General features: G+C 63.4%; 25 protein-coding genes. 11 read left to right on the forward strand and 14 right to left on the reverse strand.

Annotation, left to right across the window (positions count from 1 at the left end):
- Positions 1-253: 253 nt before the first annotated feature.
- The 4 genes from phoA to D9V28_RS16125 form a co-directional block, all read right to left on the reverse strand.
- Positions 254-2,137, reverse strand: a complete 1,884-nt coding sequence (phoA, locus tag D9V28_RS11905) for an alkaline phosphatase (protein WP_121659951.1) — start codon at positions 2,135-2,137, stop codon at positions 254-256.
- A 346-nt stretch (positions 2,138-2,483) separates the two neighbouring features.
- Positions 2,484-3,503, reverse strand: a complete 1,020-nt coding sequence (locus D9V28_RS11910; protein ID WP_121659952.1) for an NAD-dependent epimerase/dehydratase family protein — start codon at positions 3,501-3,503, stop codon at positions 2,484-2,486.
- Positions 3,504-3,506: 3 nt separating this feature from the next.
- Positions 3,507-3,719, reverse strand: coding sequence for a YozE family protein (locus D9V28_RS11915; RefSeq protein ID WP_121659953.1), 213 nt, complete (start codon positions 3,717-3,719; stop codon positions 3,507-3,509).
- A 4-nt stretch (positions 3,720-3,723) separates the two neighbouring features.
- Positions 3,724-3,894 (reverse strand): hypothetical protein, encoded by a 171-nt coding sequence (locus D9V28_RS16125; protein ID WP_183086516.1) that lies wholly within the window; start codon positions 3,892-3,894, stop codon positions 3,724-3,726.
- Positions 3,895-4,102: 208 nt separating this feature from the next.
- On the opposite strand from D9V28_RS16125, the gene D9V28_RS11920 reads away from it, so the two are divergent.
- The 4 genes from D9V28_RS11920 (at position 4,103) to D9V28_RS11930 (ending at position 6,334) form a co-directional block, all read left to right on the forward strand.
- Complete coding sequence (locus D9V28_RS11920) at positions 4,103-4,816, forward strand: GAF and ANTAR domain-containing protein (RefSeq protein WP_183086517.1); 714 nt, start codon at positions 4,103-4,105, stop codon at positions 4,814-4,816.
- Positions 4,809-5,522, forward strand: a complete 714-nt coding sequence (locus D9V28_RS11925) for a GAF and ANTAR domain-containing protein (RefSeq protein WP_121659954.1) — start codon at positions 4,809-4,811, stop codon at positions 5,520-5,522. Before D9V28_RS11920 ends, D9V28_RS11925 begins: the two co-directional genes overlap by 8 nt.
- Before the next feature lie 146 nt (positions 5,523-5,668).
- Positions 5,669-5,839, forward strand: a complete 171-nt coding sequence (locus D9V28_RS16130) for a hypothetical protein (protein ID WP_183086518.1) — start codon at positions 5,669-5,671, stop codon at positions 5,837-5,839.
- A 156-nt stretch (positions 5,840-5,995) separates the two neighbouring features.
- Positions 5,996-6,334 (forward strand): hypothetical protein, encoded by a 339-nt coding sequence (locus tag D9V28_RS11930; RefSeq protein ID WP_121659955.1) that lies wholly within the window; start codon positions 5,996-5,998, stop codon positions 6,332-6,334.
- Between the two features lie 25 nt (positions 6,335-6,359).
- Here D9V28_RS11930 and D9V28_RS11935 read toward each other — a convergent pair whose 3' ends face one another.
- Positions 6,360-6,950 (reverse strand): acyl-CoA thioesterase, encoded by a 591-nt coding sequence (locus D9V28_RS11935; RefSeq protein ID WP_121659956.1) that lies wholly within the window; start codon positions 6,948-6,950, stop codon positions 6,360-6,362.
- Positions 6,951-7,142: 192 nt separating this feature from the next.
- On the opposite strand from D9V28_RS11935, the gene D9V28_RS11940 reads away from it, so the two are divergent.
- Entirely contained in the window at positions 7,143-7,349 is a 207-nt protein-coding gene (locus D9V28_RS11940) for a hypervirulence associated TUDOR domain-containing protein (RefSeq protein ID WP_121659957.1), read from the forward strand.
- Positions 7,350-7,379: 30 nt separating this feature from the next.
- On the opposite strand, the gene D9V28_RS16135 is transcribed toward D9V28_RS11940, so the two are convergent.
- Complete coding sequence (locus D9V28_RS16135; protein WP_183086519.1) at positions 7,380-7,523, reverse strand: hypothetical protein; 144 nt, start codon at positions 7,521-7,523, stop codon at positions 7,380-7,382.
- Between the two features lie 257 nt (positions 7,524-7,780).
- Between D9V28_RS16135 and D9V28_RS11945 the strand changes: the two genes are divergently transcribed.
- Positions 7,781-8,296, forward strand: a complete 516-nt coding sequence (locus D9V28_RS11945; RefSeq protein WP_121659958.1) for a VanZ family protein — start codon at positions 7,781-7,783, stop codon at positions 8,294-8,296.
- 46 nt (positions 8,297-8,342) lie between these two features.
- On the opposite strand, the gene D9V28_RS11950 is transcribed toward D9V28_RS11945, so the two are convergent.
- Positions 8,343-8,531 carry a hypothetical protein gene (locus D9V28_RS11950; RefSeq protein ID WP_121659959.1) on the reverse strand — a complete coding sequence of 63 codons (189 nt, stop codon included), beginning with the start codon at positions 8,529-8,531 and terminating at the stop codon, positions 8,343-8,345.
- A 55-nt stretch (positions 8,532-8,586) separates the two neighbouring features.
- On the reverse strand, positions 8,587-9,303 hold the full coding sequence (locus D9V28_RS11955) for a GAF and ANTAR domain-containing protein (protein ID WP_121659960.1): 717 nt from the start codon (positions 9,301-9,303) through the stop codon (positions 8,587-8,589).
- A gap of 147 nt (positions 9,304-9,450) precedes the next feature.
- On the opposite strand from D9V28_RS11955, the gene D9V28_RS11960 reads away from it, so the two are divergent.
- Positions 9,451-9,861 carry a DUF7882 family protein gene (locus D9V28_RS11960; protein WP_308472555.1) on the forward strand — a complete coding sequence of 137 codons (411 nt, stop codon included), beginning with the start codon at positions 9,451-9,453 and terminating at the stop codon, positions 9,859-9,861.
- On the opposite strand, the gene D9V28_RS11965 is transcribed toward D9V28_RS11960, so the two are convergent.
- Positions 9,836-10,111, reverse strand: a complete 276-nt coding sequence (locus tag D9V28_RS11965; protein ID WP_121659961.1) for a hypothetical protein — start codon at positions 10,109-10,111, stop codon at positions 9,836-9,838. The genes D9V28_RS11960 and D9V28_RS11965 overlap by 26 nt on opposite strands.
- Before the next feature lie 159 nt (positions 10,112-10,270).
- Positions 10,271-10,870: an arsenate reductase/protein-tyrosine-phosphatase family protein gene (locus D9V28_RS11970; RefSeq protein WP_244934445.1), complete on the reverse strand. Its 600-nt coding sequence runs from the start codon at positions 10,868-10,870 to the stop codon at positions 10,271-10,273.
- 154 nt (positions 10,871-11,024) lie between these two features.
- Here D9V28_RS11970 and D9V28_RS11975 point away from each other — a divergent pair, with 154 nt between their 5' ends.
- The 4 genes from D9V28_RS11975 to D9V28_RS11990 all read left to right on the forward strand — a co-directional run bounded on the left by D9V28_RS11975 (position 11,025) and on the right by D9V28_RS11990 (position 13,829).
- Positions 11,025-11,795, forward strand: coding sequence for an HAD-IIB family hydrolase (locus D9V28_RS11975; protein WP_121659962.1), 771 nt, complete (start codon positions 11,025-11,027; stop codon positions 11,793-11,795).
- Positions 11,796-11,924: 129 nt separating this feature from the next.
- The gene (locus tag D9V28_RS11980; RefSeq protein WP_121659963.1) at positions 11,925-12,797 is read left to right on the forward strand and encodes a sugar phosphate isomerase/epimerase family protein; all 873 of its coding nucleotides are present in this window, start codon (positions 11,925-11,927) and stop codon (positions 12,795-12,797) included.
- Positions 12,784-13,485, forward strand: coding sequence for a nucleoside/nucleotide kinase family protein (locus D9V28_RS11985; protein ID WP_121659964.1), 702 nt, complete (start codon positions 12,784-12,786; stop codon positions 13,483-13,485). Before D9V28_RS11980 ends, D9V28_RS11985 begins: the two co-directional genes overlap by 14 nt.
- Before the next feature lie 53 nt (positions 13,486-13,538).
- A complete protein-coding gene (locus tag D9V28_RS11990; RefSeq protein ID WP_121659965.1) occupies positions 13,539-13,829 on the forward strand; it encodes a hypothetical protein in 291 nt (96 codons plus the stop codon).
- Positions 13,830-13,973: 144 nt separating this feature from the next.
- Here the strand turns inward: D9V28_RS11990 and D9V28_RS11995 are convergent, their stop codons facing one another.
- The 4 genes from D9V28_RS11995 to D9V28_RS12010 form a co-directional block, all read right to left on the reverse strand.
- A complete protein-coding gene (locus D9V28_RS11995) occupies positions 13,974-15,029 on the reverse strand; it encodes an acyltransferase family protein (protein WP_121659966.1) in 1,056 nt (351 codons plus the stop codon).
- 13 nt (positions 15,030-15,042) lie between these two features.
- Positions 15,043-16,365, reverse strand: coding sequence for a UDP-glucose dehydrogenase family protein (locus tag D9V28_RS12000; RefSeq protein ID WP_121659967.1), 1,323 nt, complete (start codon positions 16,363-16,365; stop codon positions 15,043-15,045).
- Between the two features lie 104 nt (positions 16,366-16,469).
- Positions 16,470-16,988: a hypothetical protein gene (locus tag D9V28_RS12005; RefSeq protein ID WP_121659968.1), complete on the reverse strand. Its 519-nt coding sequence runs from the start codon at positions 16,986-16,988 to the stop codon at positions 16,470-16,472.
- 66 nt (positions 16,989-17,054) lie between these two features.
- Positions 17,055-18,602, reverse strand: a complete 1,548-nt coding sequence (locus tag D9V28_RS12010; protein WP_183086520.1) for a DUF4012 domain-containing protein — start codon at positions 18,600-18,602, stop codon at positions 17,055-17,057.
- Positions 18,603-19,405: the final 803 nt, after the last annotated feature.

Raw genomic sequence — 19,405 nt, forward strand, 5'->3', positions numbered from 1 at the left:
GTTGTCGGCGCAGATTCTTCAGGTCGCTCTTGCCTAGGTGGTGAGTGGAACGGAACGGTCGAGTGACGCTTTTTGTGGGTGCGCCGGAGGCACACCCACAAAAACTGTCACTTTCACCGTGCGGGTGAGGAGCGCAGCGACGTTCGCCGTGGCGAACGTGCACAGGGACGGATCGCCGCCGAACTGACTGCCACCAATACACAAGGCCCGCGGTCACGCTTATGACCGCGGGCCTTGCCTGTGCGAGTTCGAGCTACGCGAGCTGGCCCTGCCTGGGGCGGTGACGGAGCGCGAGCACCGTACCCGCCGCCATCAGCAGTGCGGCGAGCGCCGCGAGTGGCCCGACGGCGGCTCCCGTCGCGCCGAGCACGCCCGAGCCGTTCGAGCCCGTGCCACCGACTGCTGCTCCAGCAGCAGGATCGACCGACGGCGAGGGCGCAGGCACGGCAGCCGGGTCTTCGGCAACGACGAAGGATGCGGTGAGCACGGTGCCCGTTTGCGCGCCGGTCAGCGTGACCGTGTGCTCACCCAGTTCGGTGGGCGCTGTCACCGTAAACGAGGCGTCGCCGCGCAGAACGTCGGTTTGCCCGAGATCGACCGGTTCGGATTCGACGCGACCACTGACCTGCCAGTCGGCGTCGAGACCCGTGACCGAGGCCGTCAATTCGGCACCGGGCTTCACGGCTGAGGCGGAAAGCGACAGTGTGGCATCCGCGCTCAAAGAAGCAAGATCGCGGTTGAGCGACAGCGAATTAGCCGAGGTGAAGAACAGGTCGGTCTGGTCGGTGAGTCCGACGACGTTTGCCGCACCGGGGCCGTAGCCGGCGATGCGCACCTGTGAACCGGTGTGCTGTTGCGAGCCGCCAGCCTCGGCGGTGCCGTAACCGACGATCATCGGCTGGCCCTCTTCGGTGAGCAGGTGTGCGCTCAGGCCCGGAGGGGTCGAGCCGAGGATCTGGCTGGTGTGCGCGTGGTCTGCGGTGACGACGACGAGGGTCTCGCCGTCAGCCTTCGCGAACTCGAGCGCTTCCTGCACGGCCTCGTCGAGGTCGATCGTCTCGCCGATCTGGCCACAGGCGTCGGCGGCGTGGTCACGCTTGTCGATGCTCGCGCCCTCAACCTGGAGGAAGAAGCCCTGGTCGTCAGAGGCCAGCAGGTCGATCGCCTTCGAGGTGAGCGATCCGAGCGAGAGGCCCGTGTTGAGGCGCTCAGGGTTCTCGGTGCACGAGACCGGGGCGAGGTCTCCGCCGCCGATGGTCGCTTCCGGGCCAACCCAGCGGGTCGGGAAGTTGCCCTCGGTGAAGAGTCCGAGCACCGGCGAGGTGGCGTCGGCGGCGGTCACGGCGGCGAGCGATGCGGCGTCGTTCACCAGCTGGTACCCGCGGTCCCCGGCCTGCTCGAACAGGGTCTTGCCCTGCCACGGTCCGGCAACCGCGGTCTCGGTGAAACTCTTCGAGCCGCCGCCGAGGGTGACGTCTGGGCGCACGTTGAGCAGCTGCTCCGAGATCGAGCCGAGCCCACCGTTCTCCAGCGCGGCCTCCGGGCAGGTCTTCGTGGTGGCGGTCGGCCCGTAGCAGGACCGCGCCGACACGTGCGCGATCTCGGCGCCAGGCGTGGCATCCTGAATCTCCGCCGTCGAAACGTTGCCCGTCTTCAGTCCGTTCGCCTTCGCGAGCTCGAGCAGCGTCGACTGCGCCTCACCGGAAATGTCGACCGAGAGCGCACCGTTGTAGGTCTTCGTTCCGGTTGACCAGCCTGAAGCGGTCGAGGCCGACTCCGACGCATAGTTCGGAGTGCCGTCCTTGTTCAGCGCGTATGTCGTGTACTGCCCGGTCAGCGGCAGCGCGTCGATGCCGGCGAACTCACCAGCCGCACCCTTCGCGTAGTTGCGGGCGACGGTGATTTCGCTGTCGCCCATGCCGTCTCCGATGAGCAGAATGACGTTCTTCGCGTCGCTGTTCAGAATCGAGCTGCGCAGCGCCTCGGTCTGGTCCGAGTCATTGCGCGCCGCTCCCCCGTGATCGTCCGGCGCCGCGAATGCGGCAAGTGGAGAGACGATGCTGATTCCCGCGATCAGCACAGCGGATGCCACGGACGTCACGATTCGACGCTGGCGCACGGTGTTCGGTGCATGCATGTGAGAGTTGTTCCCCTGAGTGAGTTTCGCCCGTCGAGCGGCGGGCACTTCTCAGCAAACCGAGCGCCGACAAACACCGGGTGAACGACCCACAAACGGGGGGTGACGGTTTCCCGTCGGCGGATTGAGAGCTTCGGGTGACACTTTTGGTGGGTGCGCTCGTCGTGCACCCACAACAACTGTCACTTTCGGTGCTCAGTTCCCTCGGACATGACGTTCAGGTGCCACTTATTGCCGGTGCAGCGGACGCGCACCCACCGCAACTGTCACTTTCTGCGCGGGGTCAGGAGCGCGAGCGTGGGAAGGGCGTCGATGGCGGCGGACGCGGAAGAGAGGAGGTGTGGCGCTACATGCCACGCAATTGCGGCGACGCGGTCACCCGAGCATGCTCGGCGACGCCGTGCAGGATCTCCTCCAACGCGTCGAGCGACGACACCGACGGTTCCCAACCCAGCTCGCGCCGTGCCCGCTCGGTCGACATGATGGGCACGAGCGCTCCGAGGTCGATCCAGCCCGGGTCGGAGTTCTGCAGCCGCAGCTTCCACGTCACCTTCGCGGCGAATCGCGCAACGCGCAGCCGAATTGGCAGCCACCTGGTGTCGAGAACGGATGCCACTGCCTTGCCATCGATCACCGGCTCGGCTGCAATGTTGAACGCTCCAGCCGCGCGCCGGTCGAGTGCCCGCCAGAACGCGTCCGCAACGTCACTCGAGTGCACGACCTGCGCAACGAACTGCGGTGGAAGCGGCACGAACGGCGCGTGGAAAAAGCGCAACCAGCCGAGTGGAATCAGCTTGCCGACGAACAGCCCCGCGATCTCGGTGGCCGCGTCCCTGCTGAAGATGAATCCCGGCCGGAACCGCGTCACGACGATGGACGGGTGATCTTCCTCGAACCGGTCAAACGCTCGCTCGTTGATGGCCTTGTGCCGAGAGTAGTGCGACGTCGGCACTCCCCCGGTTGGCCAGCTCTCGTCCACTCGTCGCGTCTTCGGCCCAGGGCTGTACGCGGCGATCGACGACGGGTATGCGATTTGCGGCACGCGGGCAGCGGCGACGGCCGCGAGTACGTTTTTGGTGCCTTCGACATTCGTTCGCCAGAGGGACTCTTCATCGTGATTGGGCTGGAGTGCCCACGCCAGGTGCACGACAGCATCCGCCCCCGCAAAAATACCCGCGAGTCTTGCGGCGGCCGACGTCTCACCGATGTCGAGCTGGTGCCAGTAGACACCGCTGTATCGCGGGTCCGTTGCGATGGGCATGCGCCTTGCTACACCGACGATTTCGGTGACGGAGGGTTCCCGAGAGAGGCGGGTGAGCATGGCGCTGCCGAGATTTCCGGTGGCTCCGACAACGACGACGCGCATCAGTTAACCGGGGAGTCCGTCGAACTCGTCCCACGCCCGCTCAAAGGCGGCGCGAGTTTCAGCGACCGTGTTGTCTGCGGAGAAGTATCCGTCGAAGATCGCCTTGTCACCGTGCTCGGGGAACAATTCGTCATTGCGGACGCTGCGCGCCAGTTCGCCGACGACGTCGTCGCGGTCGGACTGCTCGAAGAGCCAATCCGGAAAGGTGGAGGTCATGGACTCAGCTCTCGATCCGTTTGTCGCCTGGCTCGATGTTTGCGTCGTCGGAGGAGTGATCCGGGTCTTCTTCGGGCTCGAAGCTCGACGGCTCACCGGTGTAACCGGCAGCGAGGCCGGTCTCGTGGTCGGGGATGGTCGAGTCGGGACCGGGCTGGTTGGTGGTGTCTGACATGTGTTTCTCCTCTCGGTCGTGCGGGCAACCTTACGTTGAAGGCCGCACGGTGAAAAGGGGTTGCTGACGCCGGGCCTGATCGCTAGACCGATGATTCGGTCGCAGACTCTACTCGCGCACGCGCAACACGGGTACCGTTATGTTTCCGAGGGAAGCCAAGCGGGGCAGCACCGCGGGGGCGCCGCAGATGCAGGAAAGGATATCCACGATGCCTGAGCGATTCGACAGTGCGATGGAGAGCTTGACCCGCAACGACGGCCGCGGCGCCGACCTGGCCCAGCCCTTCGTCGATGCGCTTCCCGTTCACGGCGCCTCTGTCTCAACCCTGGGCACCCTGCTCGGCACCGGCACGGTCTCGGCCACCGATCAGCAGGCCGCGCGAATCGACGAGCTGCAGTTCGACCTCGGCGAGGGCCCATGCTGGGACGCCATGCTTGCCGCGGCTCCGGTGCTTGAGCCCGACATCCGCAATAGCCCTGGCCGGGTGTGGCCGGCGTTCTCAGAGGCGATCCGTTCCGAAAACATCGGAGCCATTTTCGCTTTTCCCCTGGTCGTCGGTCCCCTGCACCTCGGAGCGGTCGACCTTTACTGCTCGACACCGCAGGGGCTCAGCGCCGCCGATACCCAACGCTCCGAAGCGCTCAGCGCCGTGGTGGGCAGGCTCGTGCTTCGGCGAGCGCTCGCACAGCTCGACCAGCCCGAATCGCTCGACCCGAACGACCCGTTCTTCCGACGCACGCTCCACCAGGCAACCGGAATGGTGCTTGCCCAGCTGAACATCCCGCCGGACGACGCTCGACTCGTGATTCAGGCGCACGCTTTCGCAACGAGCCGCCCTGTGCAGGCGGTCGCCGAAGACATTCTCGCTCGCAGGCTCGACTTCTCGGTCTCCGATAGCAGCACCGGAGGACCCCATGACTGATCTGGTTCGCGAAGCGCAACTGGTTGAAGCTTTCGCCACACTCGCAGACACCCTCGTCAACGACTACGACGCGGTCGGTGTCCTCCAGACCCTCGTCGACAACTGTGTGACCTTCCTCGATGCGACCGCCGCCGGAGTGCTCATCGGCGACTCCACCGAGAAGCTCGAACTCATCGCCTCAACCAGCGAGGCCTCGAGCATCGTCGAACTAATGCAGCTCTCGGCCCATGCCGGCCCGTGCATCGAGTGCTTCACGACGGGCGAGGTTGTTGCGGTGTCCCGAATTGAAGACGGGCCTGAGAAGTGGCGCCCGTTCATCGACAGCGCCAAAGAGCAGGGGTTTCGGAGCGTCCTCGCTGTGCCGATGCGCCTTCGCGACAACCGCATCGGGGCGCTCAACCTGCTGCGTGCAGGAGAAGGGTCGCTCACAGAACGCGATATTCGCGCGGCGCAGGCCCTCGCAGACGTCGCAACCATCGGCATCCTGCACGAAAGAATTCTCAGCAAGAGCGACGCCATTCGAAATCAACTACAAGCGGCGCTGAACTCGCGCATCGTCATCGAGCAGGCGAAGGGTGTCCTGGCGTTCCTCAACGGCTCGACCACCGACGAGGCTTTCGCGACGCTGCGCGCATACGCGCGAAACAACCGGATGCTGCTGTCGGAGGTGGCCGAAGGCGTCGTTCAGCGCACGCTGACGATCTGACCCTGGGCTGCCGCTGAGCGATTGCTCAATACCCTGTTCAGATGCCTGTTACGGGAGTAGTCTTATTCGTTCAAGCACAACCGCCTGAATTCCCCCAGACCCCGGGACGATCGCCCGCCAACGAGGCGCGTTCATCTGGAGTCATCATGGAGAGAATTCTCTACGCAGGCATTTCGTTCCCCGCAGGGGATGCCATCGCTCGCGCGCTCGACGACGTCGAGTCCCGCGCATCGCAGTTTCCCGACGCAACACAGTCCGATCTTCTCGACGCCGTGGACTGGTATTTCGGCGTCCACGATCTCCGCGAGTCCGGCTGATCGCCCAAGCGCCCGGCTGTGACCTGCCCGTTCTCGTCATGGTCGGTGCCATGTACGGATGCCACTCGGTGGCGTCCATAACCACACAACAGTTGTCCCCCAGACCTAGGGATGGCCGACAGAGTCGCTTCGGCTCACGGATATAAGGACACTGACATGAAAAGAATTCACTACGCTGGCACGAGCTTCGTCACTGGAGACGTCATCGCCCGCGCACTCATTGGATACGCTCGTGCCCTCAGCGACACGGCAACGTCAGACGTGGTCGAGGTGCCGATCATTCGCCCGGACGGGTCGCCTGGCCGGGTTGAGCTGCTCATGGTTCCGACCGGAGGCATGCTCTTCGAGACCGAGCCGACACTGCTCCGCGAGCTGCTCGACGACGCCCTGGTCGAAGACCTGCGCTGGCGCGCGGCCCGGCTGGTTGCATCCGAATGGAAGGTTCCGGCCGAGGGCGAAGTGTCGCTTTACTCGGACGTTCACTCGATCGCCTAGGTTCGTTCCGTGCAGCGGCGCTTCTCTACCGCCGGTGCACGGGACGCTCAGTGTCGGCCCACTCACTTGGCGCTGGCCGCTTCGCTGACGGGAGCGACACGTTCGACGCCCACGTGTGGATCCACTCGTCGAGCTCGATGTCGCGCGGGGCATCCCCGACCAGCTGCTGGATCTCCTCGACTGACACGTGCCCGCCGGAGCGCTTGAGAAAACGGCCCTTCATGTGCAGGCGTGCGTAAATCTCCCCGGCGTACACAAAGCGCTGCTCGACGTACACCGCGCGGTCGTCGAAGCCGATGAACCGGGTCTCAATGTCGAACTTCTTCCATGGCAGAAGTGACTTGCGGTAGCTGATGGTGAGGCTCTGCACCACCGGGTACCAGCCCAGTCGGGTCATCTCCTGCCACAGCCCGCTGCGAACGAGCATGTCGAAGCGGCCGAGGTCAGCGATCGACAGGTATCGCCCATTGTTCATGTGGCCGAGGATGTCGATGTCGGTGGGCAGCACCCGGTATGTGGTCGAAAACACGTCGTACGGGTGCAGACCATCGGAGGCACGTCGGTGTGCGCGCTTGGAGATCCAGAAGTGCAAGATGGTACGCCAGAGAAGATTCACCCAGCCAGACTAGACACTTCAGGCACTGGGCAAGCAGATCACTGTGGACATTCCACAACCGCGGCGGAGACACGGTGCACCACGACCCCGCAACCCGTCGCTACGAGAGTGCACGCGCGAATGTCAATGCAGTGCGAAACGCGGCGGCACCCGCGAAAGTTGTGACTTCAAACGACGAACGGAGCGGAAACGATGACAAAGTTCTCGACCGGCGACAAGGTCCGCTGGAATTCAGAAGGCGGCCATGTCGTGGGCACGATCAAGAAGGTGCACACGAAGGACGTCGAGTTCATGGGGCGCACCCGTCGGTGCAGCCCGGACGACCCTCAGTACGAGGTGCAGAGCGACAAGACCGACGCCCGCGCCATGCACAAGGAGGACGCGCTGACCAAAGCCTAGGGCAGCGCGCCCGGCAGGTTCTCCCGTGCCCTACTCGACGACCTCGGAGTCGCTGCCGTCCTCCTCCAGGTCGGTAACCTCAGGCTCCTCGCCGACGAAGTCGAGGTCGGCGGGGGCCATGGTCGTCGGCTCGGGGTTCTGCGGATCGAAGTTCATCGGCTCGGTGTTGGACATCGAGTTCCTTTCGCACGGGGTGGACTGGTCTGCCCACCCTACGATCGCCCGCGTTTCTGGCAACAGGGCTTGACCCGGCCCGATCGATTTGCCAGAAAGTGCTCTTCGACGGTCGCCAGCGGCGGGACAGCGAGCCAGTTTTGGCACATCGATAAGGCTGGGGTCGGCCCCGGTCACCCTGTTCCTCCTCAACTCGCCCGGATACACTCTCGACCACGGTCATCGCTGATCTCCCCCCACTCTTCCCTGGAGATCTCATGCGCACACCACCCCGGCTTCGCCGAATCGCCGCTCTCGCTGCGGTCGCATACGCGATCGCCCTGGCTCTCATCGCTTTCTGGCCGACGCCGGTGGATCAGCCGATCGAGCGCCCGATCCACCGTGCCGTTGACTGGTCACAATCCCACGGAGCCGAGGTCGTGACCTACCCGTTCATCGAGTCGATGGCCAACGTGGCCCTGTTCATCCCGGTCGGGTTCCTGCTCGTGCTGATCCTCGGCGCCGGGCGCTGGTGGCTCAGCGTCCTCGCCGGTGCGGCTCTATCGGCCGCGATCGAACTCGGCCAGCTCTACTTCCTGGACGCACGCTTCGCCACCATGAACGATGTGTTCGCCAACACGGCGGGCACTCTCGCCGGTGCCGCACTTGGCCTCACCCTGCTCGGAGTTGTTCGGCTCGTGGACCACACGAAGCAACGCAGGGCTGGCGCTACCATCTCGGCGCGCGTCCGCCCCGAGTTGGATCCCACGGATGCCTCCACCCCAGTTCCGTAGGTCGCACTCAATTTCCACGCGGCGTGCTATCCGAGGGTGATGGGCCTTACGAAGAAGCCCCAACCCTGGGGCACCCGCGTCGCATCGCGCGGTTGACGGCCGTCTCGCCGCCGTATTCACCCAGGAGGAACTCACGTCCGGCGGCGGCGCCCGTTCTCACATTGTGCGGTTCAGGCAACGGCGTAGCGGCATCCGTCAGCTGCTCGGACAATTTGTCGTAGTCGATGTCACCCATTCGAATGCTCCTCTCGAAATCCCAGCGAGCGGATGCCACGAGCGGGCGCGGCGACCTACTCGGCTTGAGCCTGAGCGATGACCTGCTCCGCAATGACGGAGAGTCGGGTTCCTGTGGTTCTCGCGCGGGTACGCATCCGCTCGAAAGCTTCGGCCATATCGATTCCGTCCGACTGGCTCAGCACGCCTTTGGCCTGTTCGATCAGCACCCGGCTGTGCAACGCATGCTGCAACTGGTCCCTGGCGTCGTCGGCCTGCCGCACCGCCCGATGCTGGAGGATCCCGATGGTCGCGACGTCAGCAAGCGCCTGCGCCGCCGCCGCGTCGTCCGCGCTGAGCTGGCCGACGACATCCCGAAACAGATTGAGCGACCCGATCGTTTCACCGCGCAACCGCAGCGGGATCGCGTGCATCGACAGGTACCCCAGGCTGGCTGCCCCCGTCGCGAAGTTGGGCCAGCGAGCGTACGTCGATGCGATGTTCTCGACGGTCACGAGCTGGCCGGTCACGAAAGCGTCGACACACGGGCCCTCGCTGGCGCGCAGCTGCAGAAGACTGATGACGTGACTTCGCTCACTGGTTGTGGCAACGACGGCCAGTGACCCGTCGTCACCGGGAAGCAGGATGCCAGCGTCTGTGGCGTCGAAGATCCGCGCACACCGTTCGACAAGAGCCTGAAGGACTTCGACGATGTCGTAGTCGATGACAAGGGTGTCCGCCAGCTGGACGAAGGTCTCGATCAGTTGCCGTTCTCGGGTGGACGAAGTCACCATATGCCCAACCTACTTCTATTCCGCGGGGAAAGCGCGCTGCGGCCATGGGCGAAAAGAAAAGATGGCGCCGCCTTCACGGGCGTCGTAAACTCAGGTTAGCTAGCTCCCCCGGACCCGGGACATGCAATCTACTCTCAGGAGATAGCTATGGGTTCCCTTTCTTATGACGGCGGTCGCCCCATCGAGTTTGAAGACCGCACGTTGGCGCACCTGCAAATCGTGATCGGATCGAAGTTGCGCCGCGCTGAATCCTTCTACTTCAGCTGGCCTAACGCCGAAGGCGGACGGACGACCATCTGGTTGCACCCGTCACTTTCTCTGCAATACGAGTACTCCACGAACCAGATGCCGGCGCTGAACCGGGCGTGGGTCGAGCGGCTCTCTGAGTGCGCATTCGGCCCCGGTGGTCTGGTGTTGCTCGCGGAGCCCGAGGCCGCTGAGTCGTCGCCGCAGCCCAAGACGTCTGTGCCCGCAACATCTGTGCCCGCAACATCTGTGCCCAAAACATCGGCGCCCGCAACGGCGCAGGGCGTCACAAGTCCTGCAGGTAGTCGCTGAGATAGTTGTCGTAAGAGACATCGTCCTCGAGGTTCGGCATGCTGGACTCCGGCTCCTCGGCCGTCTCGACGAGCACGGGCAGCCCGGGAGTGACGATGGCGCGAACAGAACTAAGTCCGGCGGCGGGGATTGGAACGACGCCGCCGCCGGCGCGCATGGCGTCGAGCAGCTGGTCTTCCAGTCGGGAAACGTCGACGTTCTGCGCCAGTCGGAAACGTCGGTCACCGATCGCGAGGGTTGTGATGATCATGACCGCCGCCCTTCTACCCCGAAACGCTACGTCCATTCCTCGTCGACGTGCAGGGGTTGCCAGCGCTCGACGGGCTTGATAGCTTCCCGGGTTTTCATGTGGCGTTGGCAAGCGGCTCGATCCCTCTCGAGAGGAGGGATTGTCGCGTGGGCCAATCAGTTACAGCGAGAGGACCCTGTGCGTGAAGGCGACAACCGCGTTCACGGCCGGTCGCAGCTCGCTCGCCGACCGCTCGTAGACATCGGCTGTCCGGCGGTACGGGTCGATGACGTCGTCGTCTTCCGGGGACGCCGGCCGGTCAACCATTCCCCTCATCGATGCGACAACGGCGACCGCCGCTGACAGGCGAGCCGGCGCGTCTGTTGCCGGGAGTGCGGCGACCTCGGCCAGGTCGTCATCCGTGATCTCGGTCACGATGCGGGCGAACTCGCGGATCGTGAAGGTTCGACGCGCCGCACGAGGTTCGAGCTCGACGACGGCCCGCCGGTGTTCGCGCGCCATGGCGAACACAAGTTGCGCGTCGCCGACGATGGGAGCGTCAAGCTCACGAGCAATGTGCGAACCGGTGTCCGTCACACCGAGCTGTGCGGCGAGCGCCGCGGCCTGGGCATCCATCGGGTGCCCGATAAGTCCAACGGTGCCGGCGCTCGACACGCGGATTCCCTCATGCTGAGCGAGCCCTGTTCGAAGCAGCTGCTCGGCCATGGGCGACCGGCAGATGTTGCCCGAACACACAGTAAGGATGGAAAAGTCGCTCACAGTTACCCCCGCTACCCGCCCGAATGAACGTTCCGACGCAGCTCCAGCTTTCCACATCCAGCCGCTCCGAAAGCTGAGGCGCACGTTCGGTAGGCTGGGACCGCGCCTCGTCCCGTTTTTCGAGGCATTTTTTCTGGGTAAGGGGATCCGACCGATGACAAGAACTACTCTCGTGGCATTCGACCTCGACGACACACTCGCTCCGTCGAAGTCCCCCATGGATCCGCGTATGTCACGCCTGCTGAGCGAGCTGCTCGACATTGTCGAGGTGTGCATCATCTCGGGTGGCCAGTTCAGCCAGTTCAAGATGCAGGCCATCGACAACCTTCCGGATTCCAGCTCGAGCCACCTGGACCGGCTGCACCTCATGCCCACCTGCGGCACCCAGTACTACCGCTTCGAGGACTCGCTGTGGAAGCAGATCTACGCGGAGAACCTCACCGAAGACGAGAAGGCACGGGCGCTGGCCGCTGTCGAGGCGCGCGCCAAGGAACTTGGCCTGTGGGAGGACGAAACCTGGGGTCCGATTCTCGAGGACCGCGGCTCACAAATCACGTTTTCAGCGCTCGGCCAGGCAGCACCTGTCGCCGCCAAGCAGGCATGGGACCCGTCTGGCGAGAAGAAGAACACGCTGCGCGAAGCCGTGCAGGCCGACCTGCCCGACCTCGAGGTGCGCTCGGGCGGTTCGACCTCTGTCGACATCACCCGTCAGGGCATCGACAAGGCATACGGCATGAAGAAACTGGCCGAGCTCACCGGAATCCCCCTCGACGACATGCTCTTCGTTGGTGACCGGCTCGACGAGAACGGCAACGACTACCCGGTCAAGGCTCTCGGCGTTCGCACCCACGCTGTGGACGACTGGGAAGACACCGCAGCCTATTTGGAGAAGCTCATCCCCGAACTGCGAAACGCGACGCTCTAGGCATCCGCTGATCTAAAACCGCGCAAGCAAACCTGCCGCGAGGGCCTGCCTTCGCAGTAACATCGCCAACACGTTCTCCCGCACGCAGCTCACCGATGAGTGGCGGGGCCACTCGGTTAGGAAACGATCATGGCGATCAACAAGCTCGGCGTTCACGCTCTCGTGTTCACGGGAGGGACCGGTCCGGACGAAGTGGCCCTGGCGGTCGCGGAGGCGAAGCAGGCCGGGTACGACATTCTTGAGCTGTCGCTTCATGACGCCACGAACCTCGACACGGCAGCGGCGAAGACCGCGTTGGAGGATGCGGGGCTCGACGTCGTCTGTTCCCGGGGCCTCGCCTTCGACGCTGACATCTCCAGCGACGACGCAGCCGTGGTCTCCCGAGGGGCTGAGCTGCTGCAGCACTCGTTGCGGGTGACCTCCGAACTCGGTGGCACGCTGCTCACCGGTGCCCTGTACAGCGCGCTCGGCAAGTACGGTCACGCGCTCACTCCCACCGGGCGCAACAACGTGGTGAGCGTGCTGCGGGAACTGGCGCAGGAGGCCCAGGCGAAAGGCATGACGCTCGGTCTCGAGATCTGCAATCGCTATGAGACCAACGTCATCAACACGGCGAGCCAGGCACTGACGCTCGCCGACGACATCGGTGAGGACAACGTGCTCATTCACCTCGACAGCTACCACATGAACATTGAGGAGGACGACTTTGTGCGGCCGATCCTTCTCGCCGGCGATCGGCTCGGCTACATCCACGTCGGCGAGAACCACCGCGGATACCTGGGCAGCGGTCACCTCGACTTCACGTCGTTCTTCCACGCGCTGACCGAGACCAACTACACGGGCGCGATCACCTTCGAGTCGTTCTCGTCGGCCATTGTCTCGCCGACCCTTTCCAACGATCTCGCCATCTGGCGCAACCTGTGGAACGACGGTCCGGCCCTCGCTCGGCACGCGCACGGGTACCTGAGCAACTTTCTCGACGCCAACCGTGTCGACAAGTAGAGCGGATGCCACTGTCGCGGCCACCGCAGACAGCAACACTCTGACCCAACGCGCGATTGCACTGTTGCGGGAGGACGCCCGGGTGATTCTGGGCATCACCGGGAGTCCCGGTGCGGGAAAGACGACGATCGCACGCCGCCTGGTTGACACCATCCACGCGGCCGTCGGCGGCAGTGCGAACGAGCCCGTCGCCGTCTACCTGCCGATGGACGGCTACCACCTGGCCAACTCGACGTTGGACCGGCTCGGCAACCACGACCGCAAGGGCGCGATCGACACGTTCGACGGGTGGGGATTTGTCGCGCTGCTGAGGCGCGTGTTGAGCGAGACCGACCACACCGTGTATGCCCCGAGCTTTGACAGGCGCGTCGACGAGGGCATCGCCGGGGAGATCGCGATCCCCGCGTCGGCTCGGATCGTTGTGACCGAAGGCAGCTACCTTCTTATCGATCAGGCGCCGTGGTCGGGCATCCGTGACCTGCTCGTCGAGGCATGGTTCTGCGAGACGCCGGAGGATGAACGACTGCGGCGCCTTGTCGACCGGCACAAGCGACACGGGCGCTCCCCCGATGCCGCCGAAGCGTGGGCGACAACCGTCGACGGCTCCAACGCCGTGCTGATCGAGCCGTCGCGGTCGCGCGCCGACCTGATCATCTCCGGCACGTCATCCGTCGTGTGCAACGAGTGACTCGACAAGTCAACCCGGTGCCTCGGGCCCCTGGGTCCTCGTAGCGTTGAAGCATGGCAACCACCAACAACATTGAAACCGCATCAACGAGCAAGCGCTGGCTCATCTTCGGGTCGATCCTTCTGGTGCTCGGGCTGATCCTGGTCGGACGCTATGCGCTCGAGGGTGCGAACACCCCGGTCGAAGGGAATGCGACGGCGGACGCCGCCTGGCAGGCGAGCACGGTCATCGGTGCTGCGCTCTTCACTGGCGTTGGTGTTCTGCTGATCGTCATCGGACTTCTGAAGCGGCGCACACTTGCTCGCCAGCAGGCAAAGTCGCGAAATCACGAACATTCAAACTAGTAGCTGAGAAATCCTCAAAAACGAGATAGGATGGCCCCATCGGGTCATCCGAACTCCGAGTAGACATGAATCCCCCCAGGACTGCCTACGAAGAGCAAGAGAGGGATTCAGGCATCGCCTGAATCCCTCTCTTGATGTCCGCGGCTAGAGGGCTGCCACTCGAGGTGCGGGACTTTTGGCTTTGAGCCGCAGGGCCGGCCGCTCCACCAACGCGCTACTGGCCATCGCGAGCGGAACGGTGAAGGAAAGGCTGAGCAGCACAAACCAGCCGACGTGCAACCCGGTGCCGAAGGTCACGAGGGCGATGAGTTGCTGGACCGGCCAGCCGTAGATGTAGATGCCATACGACAGGTCGTACCGTCTGCCGACCCGCTGCAACGGGAGCGCGTTGCTGAGCCGGATCATCAGCAGAAGAACGGGCAAGGCGATGAAGGCGGCCGCATGCCCCACCACTGTTGCAGCAGCCATAACGAGCAGGCAGGCGAGGATTGTCGGCCACGATACGTCAAGCCTGTGTCGCAGAAGATACGCCAGGCTCCCCGCGAAGAACGCGACAAACAGAGGTGCCACCGGTGTCCATCCGGCATCCAGATGAAGAACGCCGGCGGTCGTGAGGGCCACGACCACCGTCGAGATGCCGAAGAGAGCGCCGACGACCCCCGGGAGCCAGCGGTGATGCAGCACGCTGACCAGGACACCGACGATCACGTAGCAGCATGCTTCCCAGAACAATGTCCACAACGGGCCATTCCAGTACCCGGTTACGGGCAGCCCGACCAGTGTGTTCTCGATGCCCTTCTGCGCCACGAACTGAAGCGACAGCGGGAGGTTCGTGAGCACGTAGGTGAGCGCGCTCGTCGCGGAGTACGACGCGCCGGTACCCAGGAGCACGGATGCCGGTGCGAGAACGAACGCCACCACCAGGATGCAGACGATGAATGCCGGCAGAATCCGGAGCACTCGGTTTCGGTAGTACACCGTTGCCGACGCGCTCGAGAGTCGGCTGCGGGTGATCAGGAAACCGGAAAGCCCGAAGAAGCCGATGACCGCCCAGGACCCGAGGGCGAGCCCGCCGAGCTCGGGCTGGGCACCCGAACCGCTGAGAAGCCATGAGTGTGAGACCACGACGAGAGCCGCCAGTCCCAGGCGAAACGCGTTGAGCGAGTTTCGCCTGGGATCGAACGACTCATCGAGTGTCATCGGTCGTCGTTAGTCAGCGGCGTCCGAGCCCGATGTAGCGCCATCCTGCGCTGCGCCAGGCAGCCACATCGAGGCAGTTGCGCCCGTCGACAACGATCTGGCCCTGTACGACGGATGCCTGCTCCACCGGCTTGAGAGCGCGGTATTCTTTCCACTCGGTCAGGACAACGACGATGTCAGCTCCTTCGAGCGCGTCAGCGGTCGAACCGAAGGTGAGCTGCGGATGCCTGATGCGAGAGTTGGCGATGGCCTCAGGGTCCGTCGCAACAACGTGTGCACCGAGGCCGTGCAGGCGCACAGCAACGTCGAGCGCTGGCGAGTCGCGAATGTCGTCGCTGTCTGGCTTGAAGGCCAGACCGAGCACGGCTACCTTCTTGCGGTACGCACTGCCCCCGAGCGCGTCGACAACGAGTTCGACGACCCGGTCGCGGCGGCGCAGGTTGATCGCGTCCACTTCCTTGAGGAAGGCGACGGACTCCCCTCGTCCAAGCTCCTCAGCGCGAGCGGTGAACGCACGAATGTCTTTCGGAAGACATCCACCACCGAAACCGACGCCAGCATTCAGGAACTTTCGGCCGATACGGGCGTCGTAACCGATCGCATCCGCCAATTCAGTGACGTCAGCGCCGGCCACTTCGGCGATTTCAGCCATGGCATTGATGAATGAAATCTTGGTCGCGAGGAACGCATTCGCCGCCACCTTCACAAGCTCGGCCGTTGCGAAGTCAGTGACCACGAGCGGGGTTTCGTTCGCGATCGCCTGCGCGTAGACCTCATTAAGAAGGGCGACGGCGCTGCTCTCGTCAGGATTGCCCGACGATTCTGACGTCTGGCGCACGCCGTAGACGAGACGGTCTGGAGCGATGGTGTCCTTGACGGCAAATCCTTCGCGGAGGAACTCGGGGTTCCACGCCAGCTGCGCTCCGGTGGGTTCGATGATCGCCGCGAGCCTCTCGGCTGTACCGACGGGCACGGTGGATTTGCCCACAACGAGGTCACCGGCTTTGAGGTGTGGCAGCAGAGCATCGACAGCGCCGTTGACGTAGGTCAGGTCGGCGCCTGTACCGCTCTTCTGCTGCGGGGTGCCCACAGCGATGAAGTGGATTACGGCATCGCGAGCATCAGCAATGTCCGTGCTGAATCGCAACGACCCTGATTCGACACCCTCGATGAGAAGCTCGGGCAGACCCGGCTCGAAGAATGGAGCCTTGCCCTGGGCAAGCGCTTCGATCTTTGCCTTGTCGACATCGACGCCAATGACGTCGTGGCCAAGTTGGGCCATGGATGCTGCGTGAACGGCACCCAGATAGCCACAGCCGATAACGGATATTTTCATTGTGCTCCCAGCCTACAGACGCGAAGAAGGCCCCAAGCTTGAGGCTTGGGGCCTTCTCCGTCAATCAGTTTTCAGAGTCCCGCAAGTTTTGAGTTGCGGTTCTTCTAGTCCTGCGAGAGACGCTGGCGACGAACGATCGTCATCACAGCGATGAGTGCTGCACCGAGTGCAAGCGCTCCACCGGCGGTCCAGAGTGCGAGCACGGGAACCTCAGAACCGGTGTTCGGCAGGCCGCTGCCTGCGTCAGCTGCTGCAACGGTGAGCGTTGCGGTGCCGATTCGGCCTGACGCTCCGGTAGCCGTCACGTTGTAGCTTCCCGATGCGTTCGTCGGAAGTGCGGCGACTGCGCCGACGGATCCGTCGGCGTTTGCGGTCTTGACAGCGTCGTCGGTTGCTGCCTTGAAGGCAGCAATGGTCACGCCGCCGTTACCCGAGATTACGAAGGTGACGGACTCGCCGCCGACGAATGCTCCAGCGGCGAAGTTGATGGTGACGTTACCTCCCGCAGTCACATCTCCAACTACTGTGCCGTTAGAGGCTGGGCCATACGCGGTTGCTGCGGCCGGAACAGCGAAGATGGCCATTACTGCGAGCGCTAACGCTGCCAGTGATTTTTTGAACATGATTTATAGACCCCCCAGGACTATAGATTGTCGATCGACAACGGCGTGTCTTAGATGACACTCCTCTTACCATAGAGGATTTTCGCAGCTCAGGGATAGCTTTGTTGTTTCGTGACGGTTAATTACTGGTGTCTGTTCCGTCTCGATTGCTCCGTCGAATTGGCCATCGCCCAGGAACCCGAAGAGCAAGGTCGTGCTTTCGCCCGGCGCCAGTTCGACTGCGATCTGGCTGACCTGATAGCCCGCATCGGTCGCTGGTAGATGGGGAACCACGGCGCCGTCCCTCAAGACGCCAAGGTTCTGAAGCTCAGGCGAGCCGTACACGTTCACGAGCGTCTTGATATTTCCCGGCGTGACCCCGAAAACGCCCGCCCCAGTGACATAGTCGGGGAAAGTAACGGGGGCATCCAGAGGTGCGTTGTTTGTCAAGGTCACCGAGATGCCGAAGGTCGCGCGATCGTCTTTTCGGCACGTTACTTGCCCGTCAGCAATCTGCACGTCCAGGTAAAAATCCATCTTTGCCGCGGTCGCATCGTTGAGGTAGACGCCGAAGGGCTGAGTTGTTTCGGTTTTCTTGGGAAGCGCCCCCGCTAGGGGCGTCGCGGCCAATTCCTCCTGCTCCGCCTCCACTGCGCTCCATAGATTGATACGTCGCTCACTTCCCGACTTCGCGAGGGCGTCGATGAGCTTTGAAGCGTCCAGGTCCCCGCCGGCAACTCTCTCGAATACGGCCGAAGCCGCCGCTGCGAAGAAAATGTCCTGATGTGCTGGCTTGCTGTACCGAACGTACGCGTCCCGTAGCAGCAAACTCACCGCATTCTCAGCCGAGAGAATGTCCCCCGTTGCAAGCGTGATAGGCCCAGTCGCTTCGAGGATGTAGCTGAGCGCGATGGGGTCTATCGAAATCACACCATCGACTGACGTCCCATACCGCTTCGCCCACATGTCGCGAGCCAGCGAGGCCGAGAGCGGGAAATCGGGTGTGAGGTTCACGTTCTGGATGTACTTGGCCGTGATATCTCCGTAGAGGGCCCGAGTCGAGTCAGGGAGCTGAGCGACCGGCTCGTCGAACCCGGGGAAATCTGTACTCGAGGCCTGCTGGACCAAGTCAATACTGCCTGCGTTTGTCTCGAGCAGCGCAAGCGCGCCCGAAATACCGCCGGTGGTTCGGAGCTCAGCAGGATTCTGGAAGAGCAAGAGCAGACTTCGGGGACCCGAATCCCCCAGAAATTCGGGAACCAGCGCGGTAGCGACGCGAATGGCTTCCACAGGCTCAGCGACCTGCGCCAACTGTACGGAGAGGCGCTCGGCCGCCGCGCGAAGCGGACTCACGGTCGAGTCCGTATCAATGTCCGCCAACTTGACCTGTGCATCTGCGATTGCGGTGGAGGCACTCTCCGCGACGGGTCTTGCTGCCACGAGAGATTGCAAGTCGACAGCGCCATCTGTTGGTTTCAATGCGTTCAACTGAACCGAAGCCGCCAACTGCATCAGAGGCCCCACCGCGTCCTCCGAAACCCGTTCTGTCACTTCGGCAATCTCGCGGAAAGCTGTGAGATTAGGCCCAAGCCACGGCGCAAACTCCGCGATGCGCCAGATTGGATCACCTGTCAAGGACGCCGCCCGAGCGGCGTGGTGTTCAAGCGCCCCAGCGGTAACTTCGGCTTTGGAAACCTGCTGGTTGAGAACCTGCTCCTTGAGTTCACCGGCGAGCGGAACGGCAGATTCAAGCTCAGCTTTCGCCATCACCCCGCGAACCGCAACCCAGGCCGATGCGCCCAGGAGAAGGATTACAAATCCGATGAAAAGCAGAAGCGGCCACCGATGCTTCTTCCCCTTGTTTTGTCGATCGCCTCTGTTGGAATCAGCCCGGCTCATGTGTTCATCAAAGCAGCCAGACCGGTGCGAACAAAACCTGAGGACCGAGCGACATCGCACAAGTCACCCAAATGGGGACATGAGCATGTCTCATTAATAGGTAAGCTGTTGGCATCACAGGACACAGAACGGAGCCGCCATGCTTTGGCTTTCAGAGCAACAGCCGCATGCGATCCGGACGCTCCTTTCCGCGGCCCTTCCCTTCCTCGCGAACCGTCGATGCAAGCAATGCCACCGGCCTCTGCCTCGAGGCGCGCGCGTATATTGGTGTTCGCCCGAGTGCGAAGAATACTGGTCCGACGACTGCTGGTAACCCAAGTTGAGTAGTGCCTCCGCGACCGTCCGCGGACACAGCTGATGCCAACCAGGTCCATCCCAGCTGTACTGATCGAGTTGGCGCGGCGACACCTTGCTTGAGGGTGCCGCATTCTCGTCCGCTCCTGCCCCGCAGTAGACCGGCGAAATGTAGAACGAGACCGAATGCACGGGTCCCACGGCAAGTGCTCAAACAACTGCGCTCGCACCCTGCCGACGCGCGA

The organism is Mycetocola zhadangensis, assembly GCF_003668565.1.
GTDB lineage: Bacteria > Actinomycetota > Actinomycetes > Actinomycetales > Microbacteriaceae > Mycetocola_A > Mycetocola_A zhadangensis.

What these genes read in the sequence shown, in the direction of transcription:
- D9V28_RS11925 (WP_121659954.1), top strand. Translation starts at nt 4,809, where the DNA reads ATGACTGATCTGGTTCGCGAAGCGCAACTGGTTGAAGCTTTCGCCACA.
- D9V28_RS11950 (WP_121659959.1), bottom strand. Translation starts at nt 8,531, where the DNA reads ATGGGTGACATCGACTACGACAAATTGTCCGAGCAGCTGACGGATGCC.
- D9V28_RS11945 (WP_121659958.1), top strand. Translation starts at nt 7,781, where the DNA reads ATGCGCACACCACCCCGGCTTCGCCGAATCGCCGCTCTCGCTGCGGTC.
- phoA (WP_121659951.1), bottom strand. Translation starts at nt 2,137, where the DNA reads ATGCATGCACCGAACACCGTGCGCCAGCGTCGAATCGTGACGTCCGTG.
- D9V28_RS11955 (WP_121659960.1), bottom strand. Translation starts at nt 9,303, where the DNA reads ATGGTGACTTCGTCCACCCGAGAACGGCAACTGATCGAGACCTTCGTC.
- D9V28_RS11995 (WP_121659966.1), bottom strand. Translation starts at nt 15,029, where the DNA reads ATGACACTCGATGAGTCGTTCGATCCCAGGCGAAACTCGCTCAACGCG.
- D9V28_RS11990 (WP_121659965.1), top strand. Translation starts at nt 13,539, where the DNA reads ATGGCAACCACCAACAACATTGAAACCGCATCAACGAGCAAGCGCTGG.
- D9V28_RS16125 (WP_183086516.1), bottom strand. Translation starts at nt 3,894, where the DNA reads ATGTCAGACACCACCAACCAGCCCGGTCCCGACTCGACCATCCCCGAC.
- D9V28_RS11965 (WP_121659961.1), bottom strand. Translation starts at nt 10,111, where the DNA reads ATGATCATCACAACCCTCGCGATCGGTGACCGACGTTTCCGACTGGCG.
- D9V28_RS12000 (WP_121659967.1), bottom strand. Translation starts at nt 16,365, where the DNA reads ATGAAAATATCCGTTATCGGCTGTGGCTATCTGGGTGCCGTTCACGCA.
- D9V28_RS11975 (WP_121659962.1), top strand. Translation starts at nt 11,025, where the DNA reads ATGACAAGAACTACTCTCGTGGCATTCGACCTCGACGACACACTCGCT.
- D9V28_RS12005 (WP_121659968.1), bottom strand. Translation starts at nt 16,988, where the DNA reads ATGTTCAAAAAATCACTGGCAGCGTTAGCGCTCGCAGTAATGGCCATC.
- D9V28_RS11930 (WP_121659955.1), top strand. Translation starts at nt 5,996, where the DNA reads ATGAAAAGAATTCACTACGCTGGCACGAGCTTCGTCACTGGAGACGTC.
- D9V28_RS11980 (WP_121659963.1), top strand. Translation starts at nt 11,925, where the DNA reads ATGGCGATCAACAAGCTCGGCGTTCACGCTCTCGTGTTCACGGGAGGG.
- D9V28_RS11910 (WP_121659952.1), bottom strand. Translation starts at nt 3,503, where the DNA reads ATGCGCGTCGTCGTTGTCGGAGCCACCGGAAATCTCGGCAGCGCCATG.
- D9V28_RS11940 (WP_121659957.1), top strand. Translation starts at nt 7,143, where the DNA reads ATGACAAAGTTCTCGACCGGCGACAAGGTCCGCTGGAATTCAGAAGGC.
- D9V28_RS11915 (WP_121659953.1), bottom strand. Translation starts at nt 3,719, where the DNA reads ATGACCTCCACCTTTCCGGATTGGCTCTTCGAGCAGTCCGACCGCGAC.
- D9V28_RS11920 (WP_183086517.1), top strand. Translation starts at nt 4,103, where the DNA reads ATGCCTGAGCGATTCGACAGTGCGATGGAGAGCTTGACCCGCAACGAC.
- D9V28_RS16135 (WP_183086519.1), bottom strand. Translation starts at nt 7,523, where the DNA reads ATGTCCAACACCGAGCCGATGAACTTCGATCCGCAGAACCCCGAGCCG.
- D9V28_RS16130 (WP_183086518.1), top strand. Translation starts at nt 5,669, where the DNA reads ATGGAGAGAATTCTCTACGCAGGCATTTCGTTCCCCGCAGGGGATGCC.
- D9V28_RS11960 (WP_308472555.1), top strand. Translation starts at nt 9,451, where the DNA reads ATGGGTTCCCTTTCTTATGACGGCGGTCGCCCCATCGAGTTTGAAGAC.